Source organism: Tersicoccus mangrovi (assembly GCF_036881825.1).
Classification (GTDB): domain Bacteria; phylum Actinomycetota; class Actinomycetes; order Actinomycetales; family Micrococcaceae; genus Tersicoccus; species Tersicoccus mangrovi.
The window spans coordinates 16,728-36,165 of record NZ_JBAJMW010000007.1; the positions used below are offsets into that span (position 1 = coordinate 16,728).

The window sequence follows — 19,438 nt, forward strand, 5'->3', positions numbered from 1 at the left end:
GTGGCCTGCCGTCGCTCCTGTCGGATCGGTCGGGTGATCGGGGCGACCCGCGGGTGGTCGCGGTCCGCTGCCGGTCCCGGCGGGTCCGCCGTCCACTGCACCGGCGCACCGGACGCACGGGTTCCAGCACTGTCGATTCTACGGCACGGCCCTCCGTGCCAGACTGGGCAGCGGGGCGCGCACGGCCCGTGTTCGCGCTCGGTGGACGGACGGTCGACGACCGCTCGACGACAGGAGGTGGCTGCGATCGTACTGCGACGCCGTACCCGGCCTGCCTCCGTCGAGCACCGGGCTCGCCGCCACCTGCCGCGCCGTCTCTCCATGGTCGGTCGCGTGCTGGCCGTTCTCGCCACCGTCGTGCTGCTCGTGCCGGGCCTGAGCGCCTGCACCGCCCTCTCCACGCCACGCCCCACCGCCGACGCGAGCGGCGACGGGCAGGCCGCCCAGGACCTGAGCCAGCCGACCGGGGCCGCCGAGTCCGTGGCGAGCACCTCGCAGGTGCCGGTCTACTGGCTGGGCGGCACGAGCGACGGCACCTACCTGTTCCGGGAGTACCGCCTGCTGCCGGCCGCGGGCGACTCGGTCTCCACCGCGGTCTCCGCGATGATGTCCGCCAGGCCGCTGGACCCCGACTACTACACGCCCTGGAAACCGGCCTCCCGCGTCGGCTCCGCGATCGGTGACAACAACACCGTCACGGTGGACGTCTCCTCCGACGCATTCGGCGCCCAGCTCGGCCCCGAGGAGGCGGAGCTGGCCATCCAGCAGCTCGTCTACACGGCCACCGGGGCCGCCGCGAACGCCGGCCTGATCCCCACGGACCAGCAGAGCCGGGTGATCATCCTCGTCGACGGGCACACCGGGTACCGGGCGTTCGGGCAGATCACCTTGGGCGATCCGATGAGCCGGCAGACCGAGCGGGCCGCGCCGATCTGGGTGATCGACCCGCAGGACGGCACGGTGGTGACCGGATCCACGGTGCGCGCGGCGGGCCGGGTGACCAGCGTGGTGCACCGCGTCAGCTGGGAGATCGGCCGGGCGACCGACGACGGCAAGGACGGCTACCGCCGCTACCGCACCGGCACGTCGAAGCTGCAGAGCGACAGCAGCAACGGCGGCAGCTTCGCCCTCGAGCAACAGCTCCCGCCCGGCAACTACCGGGTCACGTTCTTCGAGCCCGGGGACGGGGGCGCCCAGCGCTGGGCGGACAGCAAGACCATCACGATGCGCTGACGCGCGGGAGTCGTCGACCGTCGCGGGTCCTCTCGGGTCGCGCGGTCTGCTCACCAGCGGCCCAGCTGCACGGAGGCCAGGGCCAGGGCCGCGGGGCCGGCGGTCGACGAGCGCAGCACGTGCGGGCCCAGTACCGCCAGTCGGGCACCGGCGTCGGTCAGGGCCGCGAGTTCGTCCGGGCCGATACCGCCTTCAGGTCCGACGATGAGCAGCACCCGGCGGAGGGTGGACGCCGCGGCGTCCTGACCGGTCTCGGTCCCGGCCGCATCGGTGTCCTCACCGGTCGCCCCGGTCGGTTCTGCGTCAGCACCGGCAACGCCGGTGATCTCGGCGAGCACCGCGCTCAACGGCGTCGCCGCGTCCTCGTGCAGCACGACGGCGGCGAGGCTGCCGTCCTTCGTGCCGGCGGCGATCCGCGCCGCCAGGGCCCGGGTGCCGGTCAGGTCCGCCAGCCGGGGAATCCACGCGCGCCGGGACTGCTGGGCCGCGGCGCGCAGCACGCTCTCCCACTTGCCCGCGGACTTCGCCGCCCGGTCGGCTTTCCAGCGCACGATCGACCGGTCCGCCTGCCACGGCACGACCACGTCGACGCCGAGCTCGGTGGCCGTCTCGACGGCCTGCAGGTCGCGGTCCTGCTTGGCGAGGGCCTGGACCAGTTCCAGCGCCGGCGTCGGGGCGGCTTCGACCACGACCGACCGCACGCTCAACTCCAGCGCGTCCTTCGCGGTGCCGGTGACGACGCACGTGAGGCGGCGGCCGGAACCGTCGCACACCTCGACCGTCTCGCCCGAACCGATCCGGCGCACGGTCGCGGCGTGCCGGCCCTCCGGCCCGTCCAGCCGGAACCGGCCCCCGGGCATCACTGAGGTGAGGTCCGTCGCCGGGTAGAACACCGGGGCGCTCATGGCGGGGCGGCCTCGCTCTCGGATCGGTGGGGTCAGGTCAGGGACACGTCATGGGGCCGGGGCGCAATCGGCCACCCGCGGGGTGGATGCGGCGACTCAGATGCCGCCGAAGCGCTCCCGCAGGCGGGAGAACACGCCGCTGCCGGCCGTCGCGGGCCTGGCGGAGGGCTTCTCCTCGTGCCGCAGGCCGGCGAGGCGACGCAGGAGTTCCTCCTGCTCGTCGTCGAGCCGGGTCGGCGTCTCCACGTGCAGGTGGATGCGCACGTCGCCGCGGCCCCCCGAGCGCAGGTGCGTGACGCCGAGGCCCTTGAGGGTGATGACCTCGCCGGACTGGCTGCCGGCCGCGACCCGCAGGGGCTGCGGCCCGTCGAAGGTGTCGAAGTCGATGACGGTGCCGAGCGCGGCCGCCGTCATCGGCAGCTGGAGCGTGGCGTGCAGGTCGTCGCCGTCGCGCACGAACGCGGGGTCCTTCGCGACCTGGATCTCGACGTACAGGTCGCCCTGCGGGCCACCGGCGACGCCGGCCTCGCCCTGGCCGCCGAGCTGGATGCGTGTGCCGGTCGCGACGCCGGCGGGGACCTTGAGGGTAAGGCTGCGGCGGCTGCGCACGCGCCCCTGGCCGGCGCACTCGTTGCAGGGGTTGCGGATCACGGTGCCGAAGCCCTGGCAGGTGGGGCACGGGGCCGTCGTCATGACCTGGCCGAGGATGGAGCGAACGGCCCGCTGGATCTGGCCGGTGCCGTGGCACACGTCGCACGTGGTCGGCGAGGTGCCCGGCTCGCAGCACGAGCCCGAGCATCGCTCGCACACGACGGCGGTCTCGAGTTCGATCGACGTGTTGGTGCCGAACACCGCGTCCTTCAGGCTCACGCCGACGGAGATCAGCGCGTCCTGGCCGCGCCGCATCCGCGACGTCGGGCCGGCCGCACCCGCGCCGGCACCACCGAAGAACGTGTCGAAGATGTCCTGGAACCCGCCGAAGCCGGCGCCACCGAACCCTCCGCCGCCGCCGAAGCCGTTGGCGCTGCCGTTCTCGTTGCCGGTCGTGTCGTAGATCTGCCGCTTCTGCGGGTCGCTGAGCACCTCGTAGGCGTGGCTGACCTTCTTGAACTCCTCGGCGGCGTCGTCCCCCGGGTTCACATCGGGGTGCAGCTTGCGGGCCAGCTTGCGGTAGGCCTTCTTGATCTCTTCGCCGGTGGCGTCCCGGGACACACCCAGGACCTCGTAATGACTGGCCACAACGTCCTTTCACATCGTTTCTCGACACCGTCGGGCGCGTGCTGCGCACCTACGGCGAGCGTCAACCCGCGAGAATGCGGGACAGATAGCGGGCCACCGCGCGCACGGCGGCCATGGAGGTCGGATAGTCCATCCGGGTCGGGCCCACGACCCCGAGCCGGGACGCGGCCGCCGGCCCGTAGCCCGAGGCGATGACCGAGGCCTCACTGAGCGGCTCGTACGGGTTCTCGTGACCGATGCGCACGGTCACGCCGGCCTCGTCCTGCCCCATCTCCGACAACAACCGGAGCATCACGACCTGTTCCTCGAGCGCCTCCAGCACCGGCAGGATCGTCAGCGGGAAGTCCCGGGTGGCCCGGGCGAGGTTCGCCGTCCCGGCCATCACGATGCGGTCCTGGCCCGCGAAACCGACGAGGGAGACGACCGCGGCGGCCAGGCGGTCCAGCAGCGGATCGGCCGGTGGGTGCTCGACCGGGGCGTCGGTGCCGGTCTCGGCGTCGATCGGTCCGCGCAGCCGGCCGAGCAGGGTCGGCACCTCGGTCAGGGGGCGCGCGTCGATCGCACCGAGCAGCCGGGTGCGCGCGTCGGCGAGCTCCTCGACCGTGACCGGCGACGCGAGCGGGACGACCCGCTGCTCGACGTGGCCGTTGCTCGTGATGAGCACGACGAGGGCACGGTCCTCGGCGAGCGCGACGACGTCGAGGTGGCGCACCCGCGCGTCGCCGATCGTCGGGTACTGGATCAGGGCGACCTGGTGGGTGAGCTGGGCGAGCAGGCGCGCCGTCTTCTCCATGACGTCGTCGAGGTCGTTCGCCTCGTCGAGCAGGGTCTGGATCGCGCGGCGCTCGGCCTGCGAGAGTGGCTTGACGTCCGAGATCCGGTCGACGAACAACCGGTAGCCCGCATCCGTGGGCACCCGGCCGGCGCTCGTGTGCGGGGCCACGATGAGCCCCTCCTCCTCGAGCACCGCCATGTCGTTGCGGATGGTCGCCGACGACACGCCGAGACGGTGCCGGTCGACCAGGGCGCGGGATCCGACGGGCTCACGGAACTGGACGTAGTCCTCCACGATGGCGCGCAGCACGTTCAATCGCCGCGAATCGCTCACTGCCGCACCTCCTGTGGCGGTCTCGACGGGCCTCGTGCCGCTGGCCGCCGCGGCGGCCGGACCACGGGTCCGCCCCGCACCACCAGCATCGAGGTCGAGCATCGGACTCGAGCACTGACGGTTAGCACTCGGGAAGCTCAAGTGCCAAGTCTAGTACGGGTGCCCCGTTGCTAGCATGTAGGCGCCCGCGGCCGGCCCGGCCCGGCGCCCCGGGAGGATCGACGACTCCCGGATCCGAGCTGCCAGGAGGACGCGTGCACGACTACGACTGGGGCCCGCAGGACCTGACGACGGCGAACACGGGACGGCAGTCCGGGCGCGTCCGGCAGGACGTGCCCGCGGTGCCCGCCCGCCGCGGTCTCGTGCTCGAGGACGGCGCCAGCGGGTTCGTCGGGGAACTGATGCGTGTCGAGCGCACCGCGGGGATGATCGTCATGGTCCTCGAGGGCCGTGGCGGGCGCACCCGCTCCTTCCCGCTCGGTCACGGCTTCCTGCTCGAGGGGCGGCCGGTCGAGATCACCGCACCCGGCGCCGCCGGAACGAACAGTGCCGCCGCTCCCGCCGCCCCGGCGCGCACCGCGTCGGGGTCCGTCCGCGGAGCGACCACACGGGCCCGCGTCGCCCGCGCCAGCCGCATCTGGGTCGAGGGCAAGCACGACGCCGAACTGGTCGAGAAGGTCTGGGGCGACGACCTGCGCGAGGAGGGCATCGTCGTCGAGCCGCTTGGTGGGATCGACGACCTCGTCGGTGCCATCCGCGATTTCGAGCCCGGCCCGCAGCGCCGGCTCGGGGTGCTCGTCGACCACCTGGTGCCGGGCAGCAAGGAGTCCCGCATCGCCCAGGACGCCCTGCGCGTGCCGGGTGCGGCGTCGAACGTCCTCGTCGTCGGGCACCCCTACGTCGACGTGTGGCAGGTGATCAAGCCGGCGGTGCTCGGCATCGACGCGTGGCCCGTCATCGCCCGCGGGCAGGACTGGAAGACCGGCATCCTCGCCGGACTCGGCTGGCCGCACGCCGGCCCGATCGACGTCGCGCGCGGGTGGCAGCGGCTGCTGGCGTCCGTGCACACCTACACCGACCTCGAACCGGCGATGCTCGGCCGTGTCGAGGAGGTCATCGACTTCCTGACCGTCTCGGGCTGACCGTGTCGGGCTGACCGTATCGGTTCGACCTCCTGGCGCTGACCTGCGCGGCGATCTCGACGCGGCCGGGATCACGTCCCGGAGCGCTGTTCCCTGACCGGGAGGGTGCCGTGTGCCCGGTACAATAGTCGCGGCGCGGACCGCTCCGTGGCCGCGCCGGTCACCGAACGCGTGGGCCGTCCTGGACGGTCCGCAGAGAGGCAGTCGTGTCGCAGACCCCCCGGCAGGAGAGCCCCGGTGCCAGCCACGGCCACGCAGGCGACTACACCGGTGTCCCGGCCAACGCCCTGCCTCTGACGGCGACCGAGGACCGGCAGTGGGCCACCATGGCGCACTTCGGCGGCATCCTCGGCTGTGTCCCCTCGCTGGTCATCTACCTCGTGTTCCGCGAACGCGGCCCCTTCACCGCGCAGGAATCCCACGAGGCCCTCAACTTCACGGTCCCGCCGACCATCGTCGCGGTGCTGTGCAACGTGCTCGCGCTCATCCCCGTCGTGGGCTGGGTGTTCGCGCTCCTCGCGGCCGCGCTGTGGCTCGGCGTCACCGCCTTCTCCGTGATCGCCGGCGTGCACGCCAACCGGGGCGAGCCCTACCGGTACCCGGTCAACCTCCGCCTCATCCGGGGCTGACGAGAGCGTCTCTCCCCGGTGGGAGGGGCCGCGGCTCAGTCCTCGAGCAGGCGCCGCACGACGGCGTCCGCGAGCAGGCGACCGCGCAGCGTGAGGCGCAGCGCCCCGGCGAAGGCCGCGGCCGGCTCGACCAGTTCCTCGGCGATCAGCGCCGCGACCTGACGTCGGCCGGATGCCCCGAGCGTCGCCACCGGCAGGCCCTCGGCCAGCCGGGTGCGCAGCATGACGTCCTCGACGTGCCGGGTCGACGGGTCGAGCGTCTCCCGGCCCGCGGCCGGTGACTCCCCCGCCGCCAGCCGGGCGGCGTACGCCGTCGGGTGCTTGACGTTCCACCAGCGCACGCCGCCGACGTGGGAGTGGGCACCGGGCCCGATCCCCCACCAGTCGCCGCTGCGCCAGTAGGCCACGTTGTGCCGGCAGGCGTGGTCGACGCCGCGGGCCCAGTTGCTCACCTCGTACCAGTCCATGCCCGCCGCCCGCAGCCGCGCGTCGGCGAGCTCGTACTTGGCGGCGTGGTCGTCGTCGTCGACGTCGGGCACCTGGCCGCGGCGGATCCGCGCCGCGAGGCGCGTGCCCTCCTCGATGATCAGCGCGTAGGCCGAGATGTGGTCGGGCTCGCAGGCCAGCGCGGCGTCGAGGGACTGTTCCCAGTCGCCGAGGCTCTCCCCCGGCGTGCCGTAGATGAGGTCCAGGCTCACGTCCAGCCCGGCCTCGCGGGCCCAGGCGACGGCCTGCGGCACGTTGTCCGGGTTGTGGGTGCGGTCCAGGACGGCGAGGACGTGGGGAACGGCGGACTGCATGCCGAACGAGACGCGGGTGACGCCGGCGGCGGCGAGGCGCGCGAGGCTCTCCGGGGTCACCGAGTCCGGGTTCGCCTCGGTGGTGATCTCGACGTCGTCGGCGAAGGTCCAGCGGGACCGGGCCGCGTCGACGATGCGGATCAGGTCCTCGGCCGGCAGCAGGGTCGGGGTGCCGCCGCCGAAGAAGACGGTGTGCACGGGCCGATCGCCGATGCGGGCCTCCGCCAGCACCGTGGCCGCGAGGTCCACCTCGGCGACGGCGCGGGACGCGTACTCGGCCTGGCTGCCCCCGCCGCCGAGCTCCGTCGCGGTGTAGGTGTTGAAGTCGCAGTATCCGCAGCGCACCGCGCAGAACGGGATGTGGACGTAGAGGCTGAAGGTGCGGTCCGCGGCGCCGTCGGCGACGGTGGCGGGCAGCCGACCGTCGGCCGGAGCCGGGTCGGCGAGGGGCAGAGCGCTGGGCATCGCGGGGCTACTTCTTCGCCTTGTCCTTCGCGGCGCCGCTGTCGTCCGAGGAGAGCGCGGCGATGAAGGCCTCCTGGGGAACCTCGACGCGGCCGACCATCTTCATGCGCTTCTTGCCCTCCTTCTGCTTCTCCAGCAGCTTCCGCTTGCGGGTGATGTCGCCGCCGTAGCACTTGGCGAGCACGTCCTTGCGGATGGCGCGGATGTTCTCGCGGGCGATGATGCGGGAGCCGATGGCGGCCTGGATGGGCACCTCGAACTGCTGGCGCGGGATCAGCTCGCGCAGCTTGCCCGTCATCATGACGCCGTAGGAGTAGGCCTTGTCGCGGTGGGTGATGGCGCTGAACGCGTCGACCTGCTCGCCCTGCAGGAGGATGTCGACCTTGACCAGGTCGGCCGCCTCTTCGCCGTCGGCCTTCCAGTCCAGCGACGCGTAGCCGCGGGTCTTCGACTTGAGCTGGTCGAAGAAGTCGAACACGATCTCGGCCAGCGGCAGGCGGTAGCGCAGCTCGACCCGGTCCTCCGAGAGGTAGTCCATGCCGCCGAGCTGGCCGCGACGGGCCTGGCACAGCTCCATGATCGCGCCGACGAAGTCGCTCGGGGCGAGGATCGTGGCCGACACCATCGGCTCGCGCACCTCGGCGACCTTGCCGCCCGTCGGGAACTCGCTCGGGTTGGTGACCACCGTCTCCGAGCCGTCCTCCATGGTGACGTCGTAGACGACGTTCGGGGCGGTGGAGATGAGGTCGAGGTTGAACTCGCGCTCGAGCCGGTCGCGAGTGATCTCCAGGTGCAGGAGGCCGAGGAAGCCGCAGCGGAAGCCGAAGCCCAGGGCCGCCGACGTCTCCGGCTCGTAGACCAGGGCCGCGTCGTTGAGCTTGAGCTTGTCCAGGGCGTCGCGCAGGTCCGGGTAGTCGGAGCCGTCCAGCGGGTAGAGGCCCGAGAAGACCATGGGCTTGGGGTCCTCGTAGCCGCCCAGGGACTCCGTCGCCGGCTTGGCCAGATCGGTCACGGTGTCCCCGACCTTGGATTGGCGCACGTCCTTCACGCCGGTGATGAGGTAGCCGACCTCGCCGACCCCGAGGCCCTTCGTGGGATTGGGCTCCGGCGAGATGACGCCGATCTCGAGCAGCTCGTGGCTCGCGCGCGTCGACATCATCTGGATCCGCTGCCGCGGGGTGAGGGCGCCGTCGACGACGCGGACGTAGGTGACGACGCCGCGGTACGAGTCGTAGACGGAGTCGAAGATCATGGCGCGGGCCGGTGCGTCGGGGACGCCGACCGGCGCGGGGATGTCCGCGACGATGCGGTCCAGCAGGGCCTCGACGCCCACGCCGGTCTTGCCCGAGACGAGCAGCACGTCCTCGGGGTCCCCGCCGATGAGGTTGGCGAGCTCCTCCGCGTACTTCTCGGGCTGGGCCGCCGGCAGGTCGATCTTGTTCAGCGCCGGGATGATCGTCAGGTCGTTCTCCATCGCCAGGTACAGGTTGGCGAGGGTCTGCGCCTCGATGCCCTGCGCGGCGTCGACGAGCAGCAGGGCGCCCTCGCACGCGGCGAGGGACCGGGAGACCTCGTAGGTGAAGTCGACGTGGCCGGGCGTGTCGATCATGTTCAGGGCGTATGCGGTACCGTCGACCTCCCACGGCATGCGCACGGCCTGGGACTTGATGGTGATGCCGCGCTCGCGCTCGATGTCCATCCGGTCCAGGTACTGGGCCTTCATGTCCCGCGGCTGGACGACGCCGGTGGACTGCAGCATCCGGTCGGCCAGGGTGGACTTGCCGTGGTCGATGTGCGCGATGATGCAGAAATTCCGGATGATCTCCGGGGCGGTCTCGGCGGGCACCGGTGCGGTGCGTGCCAGCGGTGACACGGATAGCCCTCACTCAGGACGGATGGCGGACGGGTGGAGTACCGGGCCGTCCAACGACGGCGGTTCACCTTCCAGTCTCCCACGAAGCGCACCGGCCGCCGCCGCGACGGCACGCCGTCGGGCGGCCTCCCCCTTCTCGTCGTGGGCTCTGCTAGACTTGACCGCTGTGTGTCCGTTGGTCGACGGGCACGAACCGGGTCGATCCGCCACTACGGTGCCCCACGCCGTTCTCAGTCTTCTCGACCCACTGCCCTCAGACCGCACACCCGTTTCCCGCAGGAAAGAGATCAGCACGTGGCCAACATCAAGTCCCAGAAGAAGCGCATTCTCACCAACGAGAAGGCGCGTCTGCGCAACAACTCCTACAAGTCGGAGCTGCGTACCGCCATCCGCGCCGTCCACACCGCGCTGACCGCCGGCGACAAGGAGGCCGCCACCACGGCCCTGAAGAACGCCAGCAAGAAGCTCGACAAGGCCGTCAGCAAGGGTGTCATCCACAAGAACAACGCGGCCAACCGCAAGTCCTCGATCGCCAAGCAGGTCTCCAGCCTCTGAGCTGACGCGTCGAGCGACGCCGGCAGCGCGAACGCACCGCGCCGGCGGCCGCCCCGCACTCGAGGATCCCGTTGTGGCCCGGACCGATGCGGTCCGGGCCACAGCTGTGTCCGGGGGCGCGTGAACGCCTACGGGCGACCGGCCGCGATGAGCATGACGGCGCTTTCCACGGCGTACTCGGGGTCCCGCGACTCGCCCTTGACCTGTGCGTCGGCGGCCGCGAGGGCTGTCAGCGCCGCGGCCAGGNCGGCGCTTTCCACGGCGTACTCGGGGTCCCGCGACTCGCCCTTGACCTGTGCGTCGGCGGCCGCGAGGGCTGTCAGCGCCGCGGCCAGGTGCTCCTCGGAGAACCGGGACGCCTCCCGTCGCGCCTGGTCGATCTGCCAGGGTGCCATCGACAGCTGACCGGCCAGGGCAGCCGACGACCCGCGCAGGCCGTACACCTTGGCGACGGCACGCACCTTCATCGCCAGGGCGGCGACGAGCGGCACCGGGTCGACACCGGTGGCGAAGGCGTGACGCAACGTCGCCATGGCGCGGACGCTGTTGCCGGACAGGGCGGCGTCGGCCACCTTGAACGCCGTGGCCTCGACACGGCCGCCGTAGTAGCGCTCGACGGTCTCGGCGTCGACGGTCGTCTCCGTGTCGGAGATGAGCTGGTCGCAGGCCGAGGCGAGCTCGGGCAGGCTCGACCCGACCGCGCTGACGAGGGCCCGCACGGCGTCGGCCTCGATCCGGCGGCGACCGGCCCGGAACTCGGCGGTGACGAAGTCCATCTTGTCGCTGTCCCGCTTGAGGGGCTGGCAGTCCACCGTCGGCACCGCAGCCGCCTTGAGGGCGTCGAGGAGCTTCTTGCCGCGGTTGCCGCCCGCGTGCCAGAGGACCAGGTAGACCTCGGGTTCGGGATTGGCGAGGTAGGTCAGGGCGTCCGTGAGGAAGTCGTCGGTCATGCCGGCCAGGCCGGTGACCTCGATGAGGATGGTCTCCCCAAACAGGGAGGGGCTGGCGATCATGGTCAGCTGCCCGGCGGCATAGGCGGCGGCGTCGAGCTGCTGGATCTGCAGGTCCGCGCTGTTCTCCCGCAGCTGGGCGCGGATCCGCTGGCGCGCCCGCTGGGCGAGCAGGTCCTCGGCGCCGCTGAGCAGGACGACGGGGGCGGCGGCGACCTCGCGCCACGGGATGAGGGCGGCGGGAGCCTTGCCGCGGGAGGCGGCGGTGGTACGAGCGGCCACGACGGCAGCCCTCCTCGGGACGAACGGGGCGGAAGACACGGCGTGACACCGGCCCGGGCGGGAGGGTGACGACGTCGACTTCGAGCATCCCATGGGCCGCCGACAAATCGCGACACGGACGAACCGCGCGGGCGCCGTCGCCCTGCCGTGCGACGGTCACGGCGGAAGCGCCGTCGCCACGATGCCGTCCCCGGTGCGACGGACGGTGACCGCGCCCTGCTGATCGGTGCGCCAGACGGTGGCGCCGAGCCCGCGCAGGTGGTCGAGGATGCCGGTGGCGGGGTGTCCATAGTCGTTGTCCCGCCCGACCGACACGAGGGCCAGCGGCGCGCGGACGGCGTCGAGGATCGCGGTGCCGCCGTTCCGGGCACCGTGGTGAGCCACCTTGATCACGTCCAGGCCGCGCAGCGCATCGCCGACATCGAGGCCGGTACCGGTGCCGGTGCCCGTGTCGGCTCGGAGCAGAGCGGCCGTACCGTCCTCCTCCAGGTCGCCCGTGAGCAGCACCCGCAGGGGCGGCCCGTCCGTCGCGGTGACGGTGACCAGCACGACGACACTGTTGTCGTTCTCGTCGCCGATCGGTCGGGGCGTCCTGGGCCACAGCACAGTCCAGCTGACCGGGCCGATACTGCCGTGCGCGGGCGCGACGAGGCGTTCGACCGATGCCGGGACCTGCCGGATGACCGCGGAGACCGACGGGGCAAGGGCCGCATCGGCCGCCGAGACGAGATAGCGGTCGACGGACCGCCCGCGCACCGCGTCGGGCAGGCCGCCGTAGTGATCCTCGTGCTGGTGGGTGAGCAGCACCGCGGCCAGGTGATGCACTCCGAGTCGGTCCAGACAGCGGGCCATGGCGGGTCCGGGCGGCCCGCTGTCGACGAGCATCGCCGTGTCGCCACCGATCCGCAGCACGAGGCCGTCTCCCTGCCCGACGTCGCACATGGCCAGCTGCCACTGCCCCGGTGGCGGAGCCGGCACCACGACGCCGAAGGCGGCGGTTCCGGCCGCGACGAGCGCCACGCCGCCCATCACGATGCCGGCGCGGATCAGCAGCCACCGCGTCGTCCGACGCGGCCGTCGACGGCAGCGCCGCGTCGGCCCGAGCCGAGCACCTCCCGGTCCGCGAGGTCGCGCGCGCGTCGGTGTCGCTCGCTTCCTGGGCGACGAGCCCGATGCCACCCGAGCCGCTGTCCGCGCTGTGTCCGGGCGGGGACGCGGAGAGCGACCAGACGCGGTGATTGCCCGACCGCCGAGGCGGCGACCCAGGACCAGCAGCACCGTCACGACCGCCGCATCGACCGCGCCGAGCAGGGCGACTCCCCCGGGACCACCGGGCCACGGCAGGAGCGCGGCCGGTGCCGTCGCCGCGGACCGGGCGACGACGGCGATCGTCTCGGCGCACCGGGCGGCCACCCACACCGGGGCCACCGCCAACGGTGGCCAGACGACGCCCACGAGCGCGGCGAGAGAGCCGGCGACCGTCACCACCGGGACGACAGGGGCGACGACGGCGTTCGCGACCACGCCCCACGTGCTGATCGCGGGTTGGACCAGCACCAGTAGTGGTGCGCACGCCAGCTGCGCAGCCAGGGGCGCGGCCACGGCCCTGATCACCCCACCCGGAATCGGCGGCACGTTCAGGGCGAACAGCATCACCGCCAGGGCGTCTTCCACCGGGCCGCACAGCCCGATGAGGGCGGCCGTCGCGACGACCGACAGGCCGAAACCGAGGGCCGTGGACAGGAAGGGATCGATGAACAGCAGCACGCCGACGGCGGTGCAGAGCATGGCCACCGGCACCCGGCCCCGGCCCGAGACGACAGCGACCGCGCCGACCGCGCCCATGACGGCCGCACGCAGCACACTCGGATCGGGCCCCACCAGGACCACGAACCCGGTCAGGGCCGCAGCCGCGCCCGGGACGAGCGACCAGCGCGGTGCTCGCACCAGCACGCCGAGACCGACCACGCACGCGAGGACGATCGTGCAGTTGGTCCCGCTGACGGCCGTCAGGTGGGTCAGCGACGCCGTCGCCATCGCCGCCCGCAGATCCTCACCCAGGGGTGCCCGGTCGCCGAGCACCAGACCGGGAACGAGTTGCCCGGCGTCGGGCGACTGGGCGGCGCTCTGCGCGCGCAGGGCTTCCCGGATCCGTGCCGTGAGGTTCTCGACGGCGGCCGGCTCGGCGACGAGCCGGGGCGGCGTGCTGGCACGCAGGAACGCGGCCTCCCGGGATCCGGCGTCCGTGGGCGCGAGCGCGCCGGCGACCCGGACCCGTTGACCGGGACGTACCGAGGCCCACCGCCGATCACCCACCACGAGCACCGGCGTCGCTGCCGAGAACCTGACGCCTCCCGTTGCGGCCGCCGTGATCGTGCCCCGGACGAGAACCAGGCCCTGCTGTTGCGTCCGCGAACCGGTTGCACCCACCGGGCGCGGTTCGTCCGTGACCGTCAGCTCGGCCGTCACTGCCGCTCGACCGGCGATGGCCGCGCCGATCGGTCCCGCGCGCTGCAGGCCCGAGGACGCCTGGCCCGTCACGAGGCCGGCCGACCCGAGCAGCAGGAGAGCGCCGACCGCGACGAGCGGCACGCGTCGACGGCGGAAGGGCGCGGGGAGTCGCTCAGAACGGGGTGCGACAGATCGACCTCCCGCAGATCGACGTTCTTCGGCCGCCGTCGACACACGACCGCGGCGGACTTGCCCTTGCCTCCGGAGCAGGGCTGCAACGAACGCCAGCACGCCCGCGACCGCGGACCCGAGGGCCACGCCGATCACCACGGGCGGGATCGTGATCCCGATGGCGGTACCGGCCCACACCACTGCGGCGGGCGCGACCAGCCGGAGATCCCAGCGCCGTTGCCGGCGAGGCGGCGGTGAGGTGTGTCGCGTGGCATCTCCGGGCGGTCGCACCGGAGAACCCGATCCGGCGCCGGCGGCGAGGAAGACATCGGAGCCGCCCTGAGTCACCGCGGGACCTCGGACGCTCGGCTCGCCCGGTCCGCTGCTGGCGGCCTGGACGAGCCGCCGCCAGGGTGGGTCCGATCGCGCGCTCATCCCGTGGTCACCAGCGGCCGCAGTTCGGCCATCATCTTCTCGCCGATACCGGGCACCGCGTCCAGGTCGTCCACGGCGGCGAACGGTCCGTGTTCGGTGCGCCAGGCCACGATGCGTTGGGCCATCACCGGCCCGACCCGCGGCAGGCCGTCGAGTGCGGCGGCGTCGGCGGTGTTGATGTTCACCGGAGTGCCGGGGGCAGGGCTCGCGCCGACACCGGTGCCTCCACCGGTTGCTGTTTCCCCGCCCGAGACCGCCGGTGGTGTCGCAGCACCCGCAGTCGTTCCACCGCTGCCGCCCGGCGTGGCGCCCCCGGCAGCGGCGGCAGCGGATGTGTCCTCCCCCGCCGCCGGCACGCGGATCTGGGTACCGTCCTCGGCGCGTGCCGCCAGGTTGATGCGGTCCATCTGCGCGCCGGGAAGCGCCCCGCCGGCGGCGGACACCGCATCGGCGATGCGGCTGCCGGCGGCCAGTCGGACGATGCCGGGCCGGTGCACCGCCCCGGTCACGTGCACGATGACCGTCCCCGTCGACCCTGCCCCTGACGGTCCTGGCGACGGCGGGGTCGATCTCGCGGCGTCGGCGCCGGGTGCCGACGCCGCCGCCGGATGCTCGGTCGCGGCGGCACCGCTGCTGCTCGAGTAGCCCGACACGGACGACGCTGCGGACGTCGCCCGCCCGGACGCCTCCGCCGACGTGGCCGTCGTGACGGGCCTGATGGTGACCTGCGTCGCCGCGGGCGCGACGAACGCGCGCACGAGCAGCACGACGGCGATGGTCGCCAGGACCACCGCAGCCGCCGTCCCGATCCGCCACGCGACTTGGCCACGCCGTCGCGCGTCCGGTCGAGCCCACCTCAGCGCGGCATCGTCCTCGTCATCGATGGCGGCATCGTCCTCGTCATCGACGCCGTGGTCGTCCTCATCGAGGTCGCGGTCCGTCCACCCCACCAGGTCGCCCTCGTCCCGGCCCAGCCAGTGCCGCGCGCCTCTGGGCGCGTCACCGTGCTCGCGGTCGTCCCTGCCCAGCGCGTCAACTGGCGTGCTGCTGCCCTGTGCGCGGCCGTCCCGATCGTTCCAGGCGTCGTGCTCGTCCCATGCAGGCGGCCATCCCGACGGCCCTGGCTCGCTCGTCTCGTCGTACGCGGGACGCCGCCACCGCCGAGCGTCGAGGTCGATCTCCAGATCAGCGTCGCCGGTCGCACCGTCGTGCCCAGCAGCACGCCCGAGCGGACGCTCAGCGCCGACCTGCCGGATCAGCCCCGCGCCGTCCGTCCTCGAGCCGCCCCGCCCTGCACCATCCCGCCCTGCACCGCCCCACCGCGAGCCCCCGCCACGGCGGCCACCGACGGTCGCGCGCCACTCGGCGCGCGAGGCGAACGGGGCGGGCGGATCGGCCATGGGCCCACGCTAGGAAGCCCACCGTCCGGCCGGTGTCGGAAGAGTCCCGGATGTGGATTCAGCCGTGGGCGACGGTGCCTGTGGAGGGAGAACCGGGCCGCCCGGTGACGACACCGAGCACCCCGAGGCCGACGTGGGCGGCGAGGACCGAAGGCAGCCGGGACACCAGTGGCCGGACGCCGGTCTGCTCCGTGAGCCGCTCCGCCAGTTCCTCGGCCTCGGCGACGTTCCCGAAGTGGTGCACGGCGCATTCCCGGGGCAACGACGGCGGCGTCGCGGCGAGATCGGCGGCCGCCAGCGCCTCGAGCCGGCGGATCGCGCGCACGGCGGAGCGGATCCGTTCGAGCGGCACGACGACGCCGTCGTCGATCTGCAGCAGCGGCTTGATCGCGAGCACGCCGCCGATCCAGGCGGCGGCCCCACCGACCCGGCCGCCACGGCGCAGCGTCTCCAGGTTCGGCACGTAGAAGCGCACCCGGTGGCGCTCGGAGGCGCGCCGCGCGGACGCGGCCACCGCGGCCGGCGTCGCTCCGGCGGCCGCCGCCGCGCAGGCGTCCCGGACGGCGTACCCGAGGGCCATGCCGGCGGTGCCGGAGTCGATGACCGAGACGGGCACCGGCACGCGGCCGGCCGCCCAGCGCGCGGAGTCCACGGTGCCGGAGAGGCCGGCGGAGAGGTGCACGGAGACGATGTGCGTGTGCCCGGCGGCGGCCAGCCGGCGGTACACGGCCTCGACGGCCCCGGGCGAGGGACGCGACGTGGCGACCGCCCGGCCCGAGGCCAGGGCGAGTTCGAGCGCGGCGGGCGGTCCCGGCGGCAGCGTCTCGCCGTCCACCGAGACCGGCAGGTCCAGTACCGTCAGGCCGTGCTCGGCCTCGAGGGTGGCCCGCAGATCGTCGGGCAGCCCGCAGGCGGCGTCGGTGACCACGGCCACCGACGGCACGCGCTGCCCGGGCTCACTCACGCGCCTCGACCCACCCGCCGTCGCTCCGGCCGGATCAGGCCGGGACGATGTTGACGAGCCTGGGTGCCCGGACGATCACCGTGCGCACCCCGCGGCCGTCGAGGGACCGCACGACGCCGTCGGCGGCCAGGGCCAGCTCGCGCAGCGCGTCCTCGCTGATGTCGACGGGCACCTCGAGCCGGTCGCGGACCTTGCCGGCGACCTGCACGACGGCGGTCACGGTCTGCTGCACCAGCAGCGACGCGTCGACCGTCGGCCACGCCGCCTGGTTGACGGGTCCCTCGTGCCCGAGCCGGTGCCACATGTCCTCGGCCGTGTACGGGCCGACCAGGCTGAGCAGGATCGCCACCGCCTCGGTCGCCTCGCGCACGGCGGGGTCGGCGGCGCCGGCCCCGGTGTCGATGGCCTTGCGGGTCGCGTTGACCAGCTCCATGGTGCGGGCGACGACGACGTTGAACTTGTGGTCGTCCAGCAGCGCGGCCGCGTCCGCGACGGTGCGGTGGGTGACCACCCGCAGCGCCCGGTCACCGGCGGCCGGATCCGTCCCGACCGGGGACGCCACGTCGTCGGCCAGGCGCCACGCACGGGCCAGGAACTTCGCCGACCCCGACGGGGAGACGTCGGCCCAGTCCACGTCGTCCTCCGGCGGGGAGGCGAACACCATGGTCAGGCGGACGGCGTCGACCCCGTACTTGTCCAGCTGCTGGCTCAGGTCCACGCCGTTACCCAGCGACTTGCTCATCGCCCGGCCGCCGTTGAGCACCTGCCCCTGGTTCAGCAGAGCCGTAAAGGGCTCGACGAAGTCCAGCAGGCCCTCGTCGTGCAGCACCTTGGTGATGAACCGGCTGTAGAGCAGGTGCAGGATGGCGTGCTCGACACCGCCCACGTACTGGTCCACGGGCGCCCACCGGCGCACGGCCTCGGGGTCGAACGCGGCCTCGGTGTCGTGCGGGGAGGTGTAGCGCAGCACGTACCAGGACGAGTCGACGAAGGTGTCCATCGTGTCCGTGTCCCGGCGCGCCTCACCGCCGCAGGACGGGCAGTCGACCCGGACCCACGCCTCGTTCGAGGCCAGCGGGGACTGGCCGTGCGGGGCCAGGTCGGCGCCGCGCATGTCGTCGGGCAGGCGCACCGGCAGCTGGTCGTCGGGGACCGGCACCTCGCCGCAGGTGGCGCAGTGGATGATCGGGATCGGCGCGCCCCAGAACCGCTGCCGAGACAGCAGCCAGTCCCGCAGGCGGTAGTTGACGGTCGCCTCACCGGTGCCGGCCTCGGCCACCAGCTCGACGGCGCGGGCGATCGCCTCGGTCTTGCCCAGCCCGTCCAGCGGGCCCGAGTTGATCAGCGTGCCGTCGCCGGCGGTCGCGATGCCGGTGACGGCCGGGTCCTCGTCGCCGGTGTCGACGACGGCGCGGACCGGCAGGTCGAACGTTCGGGCGAAGTCCAGGTCGCGCTGGTCGTGCGCGGGCACCGCCATGATGGCGCCGGTGCCGTAGTCGGCCAGGACGTAGTCCGCGGCCCACACGGGCAGTCGCTCGCCGCTGAGCGGGTTGATCGCGTACCGGCCCAGGAACACGCCGGTCTTGGTGCGGTCGGTGGCCTGCCGCTCGATGTCGGAGAGGTGCTTGACCTCCTCGCGGTAGGCCGTCAGCATCTGGGCGTGCTCGTCCGTCACCAGCTCGGACGCGAGGTCCGCGTCGGCGGCGACGACGAAGAACGTGGCGCCGTACAGGGTGTCGGGACGGGTCGTGAAGACGGTGACCTTCTGCTCGGCCTGGCCGCTGTCCGTGCCGGCGACGGGTTCGATCACGAAGTCGACGTGCGCGCCCGTGGACCTGCCGATCCAGTTCCGCTGCATCGCCAGCACCCGCTCGGGCCAGTGGCCCGACAGCGCGTCCATGTCGTCCAGCAGCCGGTCCGCGTAGTCGGTGATCCGGAAGTACCACTGGTTCAAGGCCTTCTTCGTCACCGGGGTGCCGCACCGCTCGCAGGCACCGTTGACGACCTGCTCGTTCGCCAGCACGGTCTGGTCCTTGGGGCACCAGTTGACCGGCGAGTTCTTCCGGTACGCCAGGCCGCGGCGGTACAGCTGCAGGAAGAGCCACTGGGTCCACCGGTAGTACTCGGGGTCGGACGTGTGCAGCCGCCGGCTCCAGTCCAGGCTCAGGCCGTACCGCTTGAAGGAGGCCGCCTGCGTCTCGATGTTCGCGTACGTCCACTCGGCCGGGTGCGCGTTGCGGGCGATCGCGGCGTTCTCGGCGGGCAGGCCGAACGAGTCCCACCCGATCGGGTGCAGCACGTCGTAGCCCTTCAGGCGCCAGTACCGGGCGACGACGTCGCCCATCGCGAACGCCTCCGCGTGGCCCATGTGCAGGTCACCGGAGGGGTACGGGAACATGTCGGCGACGTACCGCCGCTCCCGGGACCCGTCGTCGACCGGGGCGAACACGTCGTTCTGCTCCCACCACGGGCCCCAGGTGGCCTCGAGCGCGGCGAAGTCCCAACCGGCGGCCTGCTGCCCGTCGCTGTGCTGGTCTCCGTGCTGCGCTGGTGTCTGCTGCGCCTCGGTGTTCACGCTGGTCTCAGTCCTTCGGTGCGACGGTGTGCGACGGGTGGGTCCGACAATCCCGTTCGACGCATAGGGCGGTGCGGACCCGTTCCGGGCCCGGACACACAAAAGCCCCTCGCTGAGCAAGGGGCCGCTGTGCCTGACGTGACGCCGCTGCACGCGTGCAGCCCTCGTCGGCACAGCCTCTAGAGAAGTCGGAACGGCATGTCGTCCATGGTAGCGCAGCGGGTCGGCACCGAGGCGCGATGCCCCGGTGCCGACCCGTGT

14 protein-coding genes are annotated in these 19,438 nt (G+C 73.0%); 4 read left to right on the forward strand and 10 right to left on the reverse strand.

What is annotated here, in order from left to right:
- Positions 1-237 precede the first annotated feature (237 nt).
- Positions 238-1,233 carry a GerMN domain-containing protein gene (locus tag V6N00_RS14040; protein ID WP_334233186.1) on the forward strand — a complete coding sequence of 332 codons (996 nt, stop codon included), beginning with the start codon at positions 238-240 and terminating at the stop codon, positions 1,231-1,233.
- A 50-nt stretch (positions 1,234-1,283) separates the two neighbouring features.
- Here V6N00_RS14040 and V6N00_RS14045 read toward each other — a convergent pair whose 3' ends face one another.
- The 3 genes from V6N00_RS14045 to hrcA all read right to left on the reverse strand — a co-directional run bounded on the left by V6N00_RS14045 (position 1,284) and on the right by hrcA (position 4,485).
- Complete coding sequence (locus V6N00_RS14045; RefSeq protein ID WP_334233188.1) at positions 1,284-2,138, reverse strand: 16S rRNA (uracil(1498)-N(3))-methyltransferase; 855 nt, start codon at positions 2,136-2,138, stop codon at positions 1,284-1,286.
- Positions 2,139-2,234: 96 nt separating this feature from the next.
- Positions 2,235-3,377 carry a molecular chaperone DnaJ gene (gene dnaJ, locus V6N00_RS14050; RefSeq protein WP_334233190.1) on the reverse strand — a complete coding sequence of 381 codons (1,143 nt, stop codon included), beginning with the start codon at positions 3,375-3,377 and terminating at the stop codon, positions 2,235-2,237.
- Positions 3,378-3,438: 61 nt separating this feature from the next.
- Entirely contained in the window at positions 3,439-4,485 is a 1,047-nt protein-coding gene (hrcA, locus tag V6N00_RS14055; RefSeq protein ID WP_334233192.1) for a heat-inducible transcriptional repressor HrcA, read from the reverse strand.
- 254 nt (positions 4,486-4,739) lie between these two features.
- Here hrcA and V6N00_RS14060 point away from each other — a divergent pair, with 254 nt between their 5' ends.
- The gene (locus tag V6N00_RS14060; RefSeq protein ID WP_416385090.1) at positions 4,740-5,627 is read left to right on the forward strand and encodes a DUF3097 family protein; all 888 of its coding nucleotides are present in this window, start codon (positions 4,740-4,742) and stop codon (positions 5,625-5,627) included.
- A gap of 206 nt (positions 5,628-5,833) precedes the next feature.
- Positions 5,834-6,256, forward strand: coding sequence for a DUF4870 domain-containing protein (locus V6N00_RS14065; protein WP_334233195.1), 423 nt, complete (start codon positions 5,834-5,836; stop codon positions 6,254-6,256).
- Positions 6,257-6,291: 35 nt separating this feature from the next.
- Here V6N00_RS14065 and hemW read toward each other — a convergent pair whose 3' ends face one another.
- Both hemW and lepA read right to left on the reverse strand, forming a co-directional pair.
- Positions 6,292-7,521 carry a radical SAM family heme chaperone HemW gene (gene hemW, locus V6N00_RS14070; protein ID WP_334233198.1) on the reverse strand — a complete coding sequence of 410 codons (1,230 nt, stop codon included), beginning with the start codon at positions 7,519-7,521 and terminating at the stop codon, positions 6,292-6,294.
- A 7-nt stretch (positions 7,522-7,528) separates the two neighbouring features.
- The gene (gene lepA, locus V6N00_RS14075) at positions 7,529-9,394 is read right to left on the reverse strand and encodes a translation elongation factor 4 (RefSeq protein ID WP_334233199.1); all 1,866 of its coding nucleotides are present in this window, start codon (positions 9,392-9,394) and stop codon (positions 7,529-7,531) included.
- Between the two features lie 294 nt (positions 9,395-9,688).
- Between lepA and rpsT the strand changes: the two genes are divergently transcribed.
- A complete protein-coding gene (rpsT, locus tag V6N00_RS14080) occupies positions 9,689-9,949 on the forward strand; it encodes a 30S ribosomal protein S20 (protein ID WP_334233201.1) in 261 nt (86 codons plus the stop codon).
- Positions 9,950-10,077: 128 nt separating this feature from the next.
- Here the strand turns inward: rpsT and holA are convergent, their stop codons facing one another.
- The 5 genes from holA to leuS form a co-directional block, all read right to left on the reverse strand.
- Positions 10,078-11,181 (reverse strand): DNA polymerase III subunit delta, encoded by a 1,104-nt coding sequence (holA, locus tag V6N00_RS14085; RefSeq protein ID WP_334233202.1) that lies wholly within the window; start codon positions 11,179-11,181, stop codon positions 10,078-10,080.
- A 156-nt stretch (positions 11,182-11,337) separates the two neighbouring features.
- The gene (locus tag V6N00_RS14090) at positions 11,338-13,773 is read right to left on the reverse strand and encodes a ComEC/Rec2 family competence protein (RefSeq protein ID WP_334233204.1); all 2,436 of its coding nucleotides are present in this window, start codon (positions 13,771-13,773) and stop codon (positions 11,338-11,340) included.
- 461 nt (positions 13,774-14,234) lie between these two features.
- Positions 14,235-15,638, reverse strand: a complete 1,404-nt coding sequence (locus V6N00_RS14095) for a ComEA family DNA-binding protein (protein ID WP_334233206.1) — start codon at positions 15,636-15,638, stop codon at positions 14,235-14,237.
- 58 nt (positions 15,639-15,696) lie between these two features.
- The gene (locus V6N00_RS14100; protein WP_334233208.1) at positions 15,697-16,602 is read right to left on the reverse strand and encodes a DegV family protein; all 906 of its coding nucleotides are present in this window, start codon (positions 16,600-16,602) and stop codon (positions 15,697-15,699) included.
- Between the two features lie 34 nt (positions 16,603-16,636).
- Positions 16,637-19,177, reverse strand: coding sequence for a leucine--tRNA ligase (gene leuS / locus V6N00_RS14105; RefSeq protein ID WP_334233209.1), 2,541 nt, complete (start codon positions 19,175-19,177; stop codon positions 16,637-16,639).
- Between the last annotated feature and the right edge of the window lie 261 nt (positions 19,178-19,438).

Excerpts from the sequence above, each read along its gene's own strand:
- V6N00_RS14045 (WP_334233188.1), bottom strand. The coding sequence starts at position 2,138 with ATGAGCGCCCCGGTGTTCTACCCGGCGACGGACCTCACCTCAGTGATG.
- hemW (WP_334233198.1), bottom strand. The coding sequence starts at position 7,521 with ATGCCCAGCGCTCTGCCCCTCGCCGACCCGGCTCCGGCCGACGGTCGG.
- V6N00_RS14095 (WP_334233206.1), bottom strand. The coding sequence starts at position 15,638 with ATGGCCGATCCGCCCGCCCCGTTCGCCTCGCGCGCCGAGTGGCGCGCG.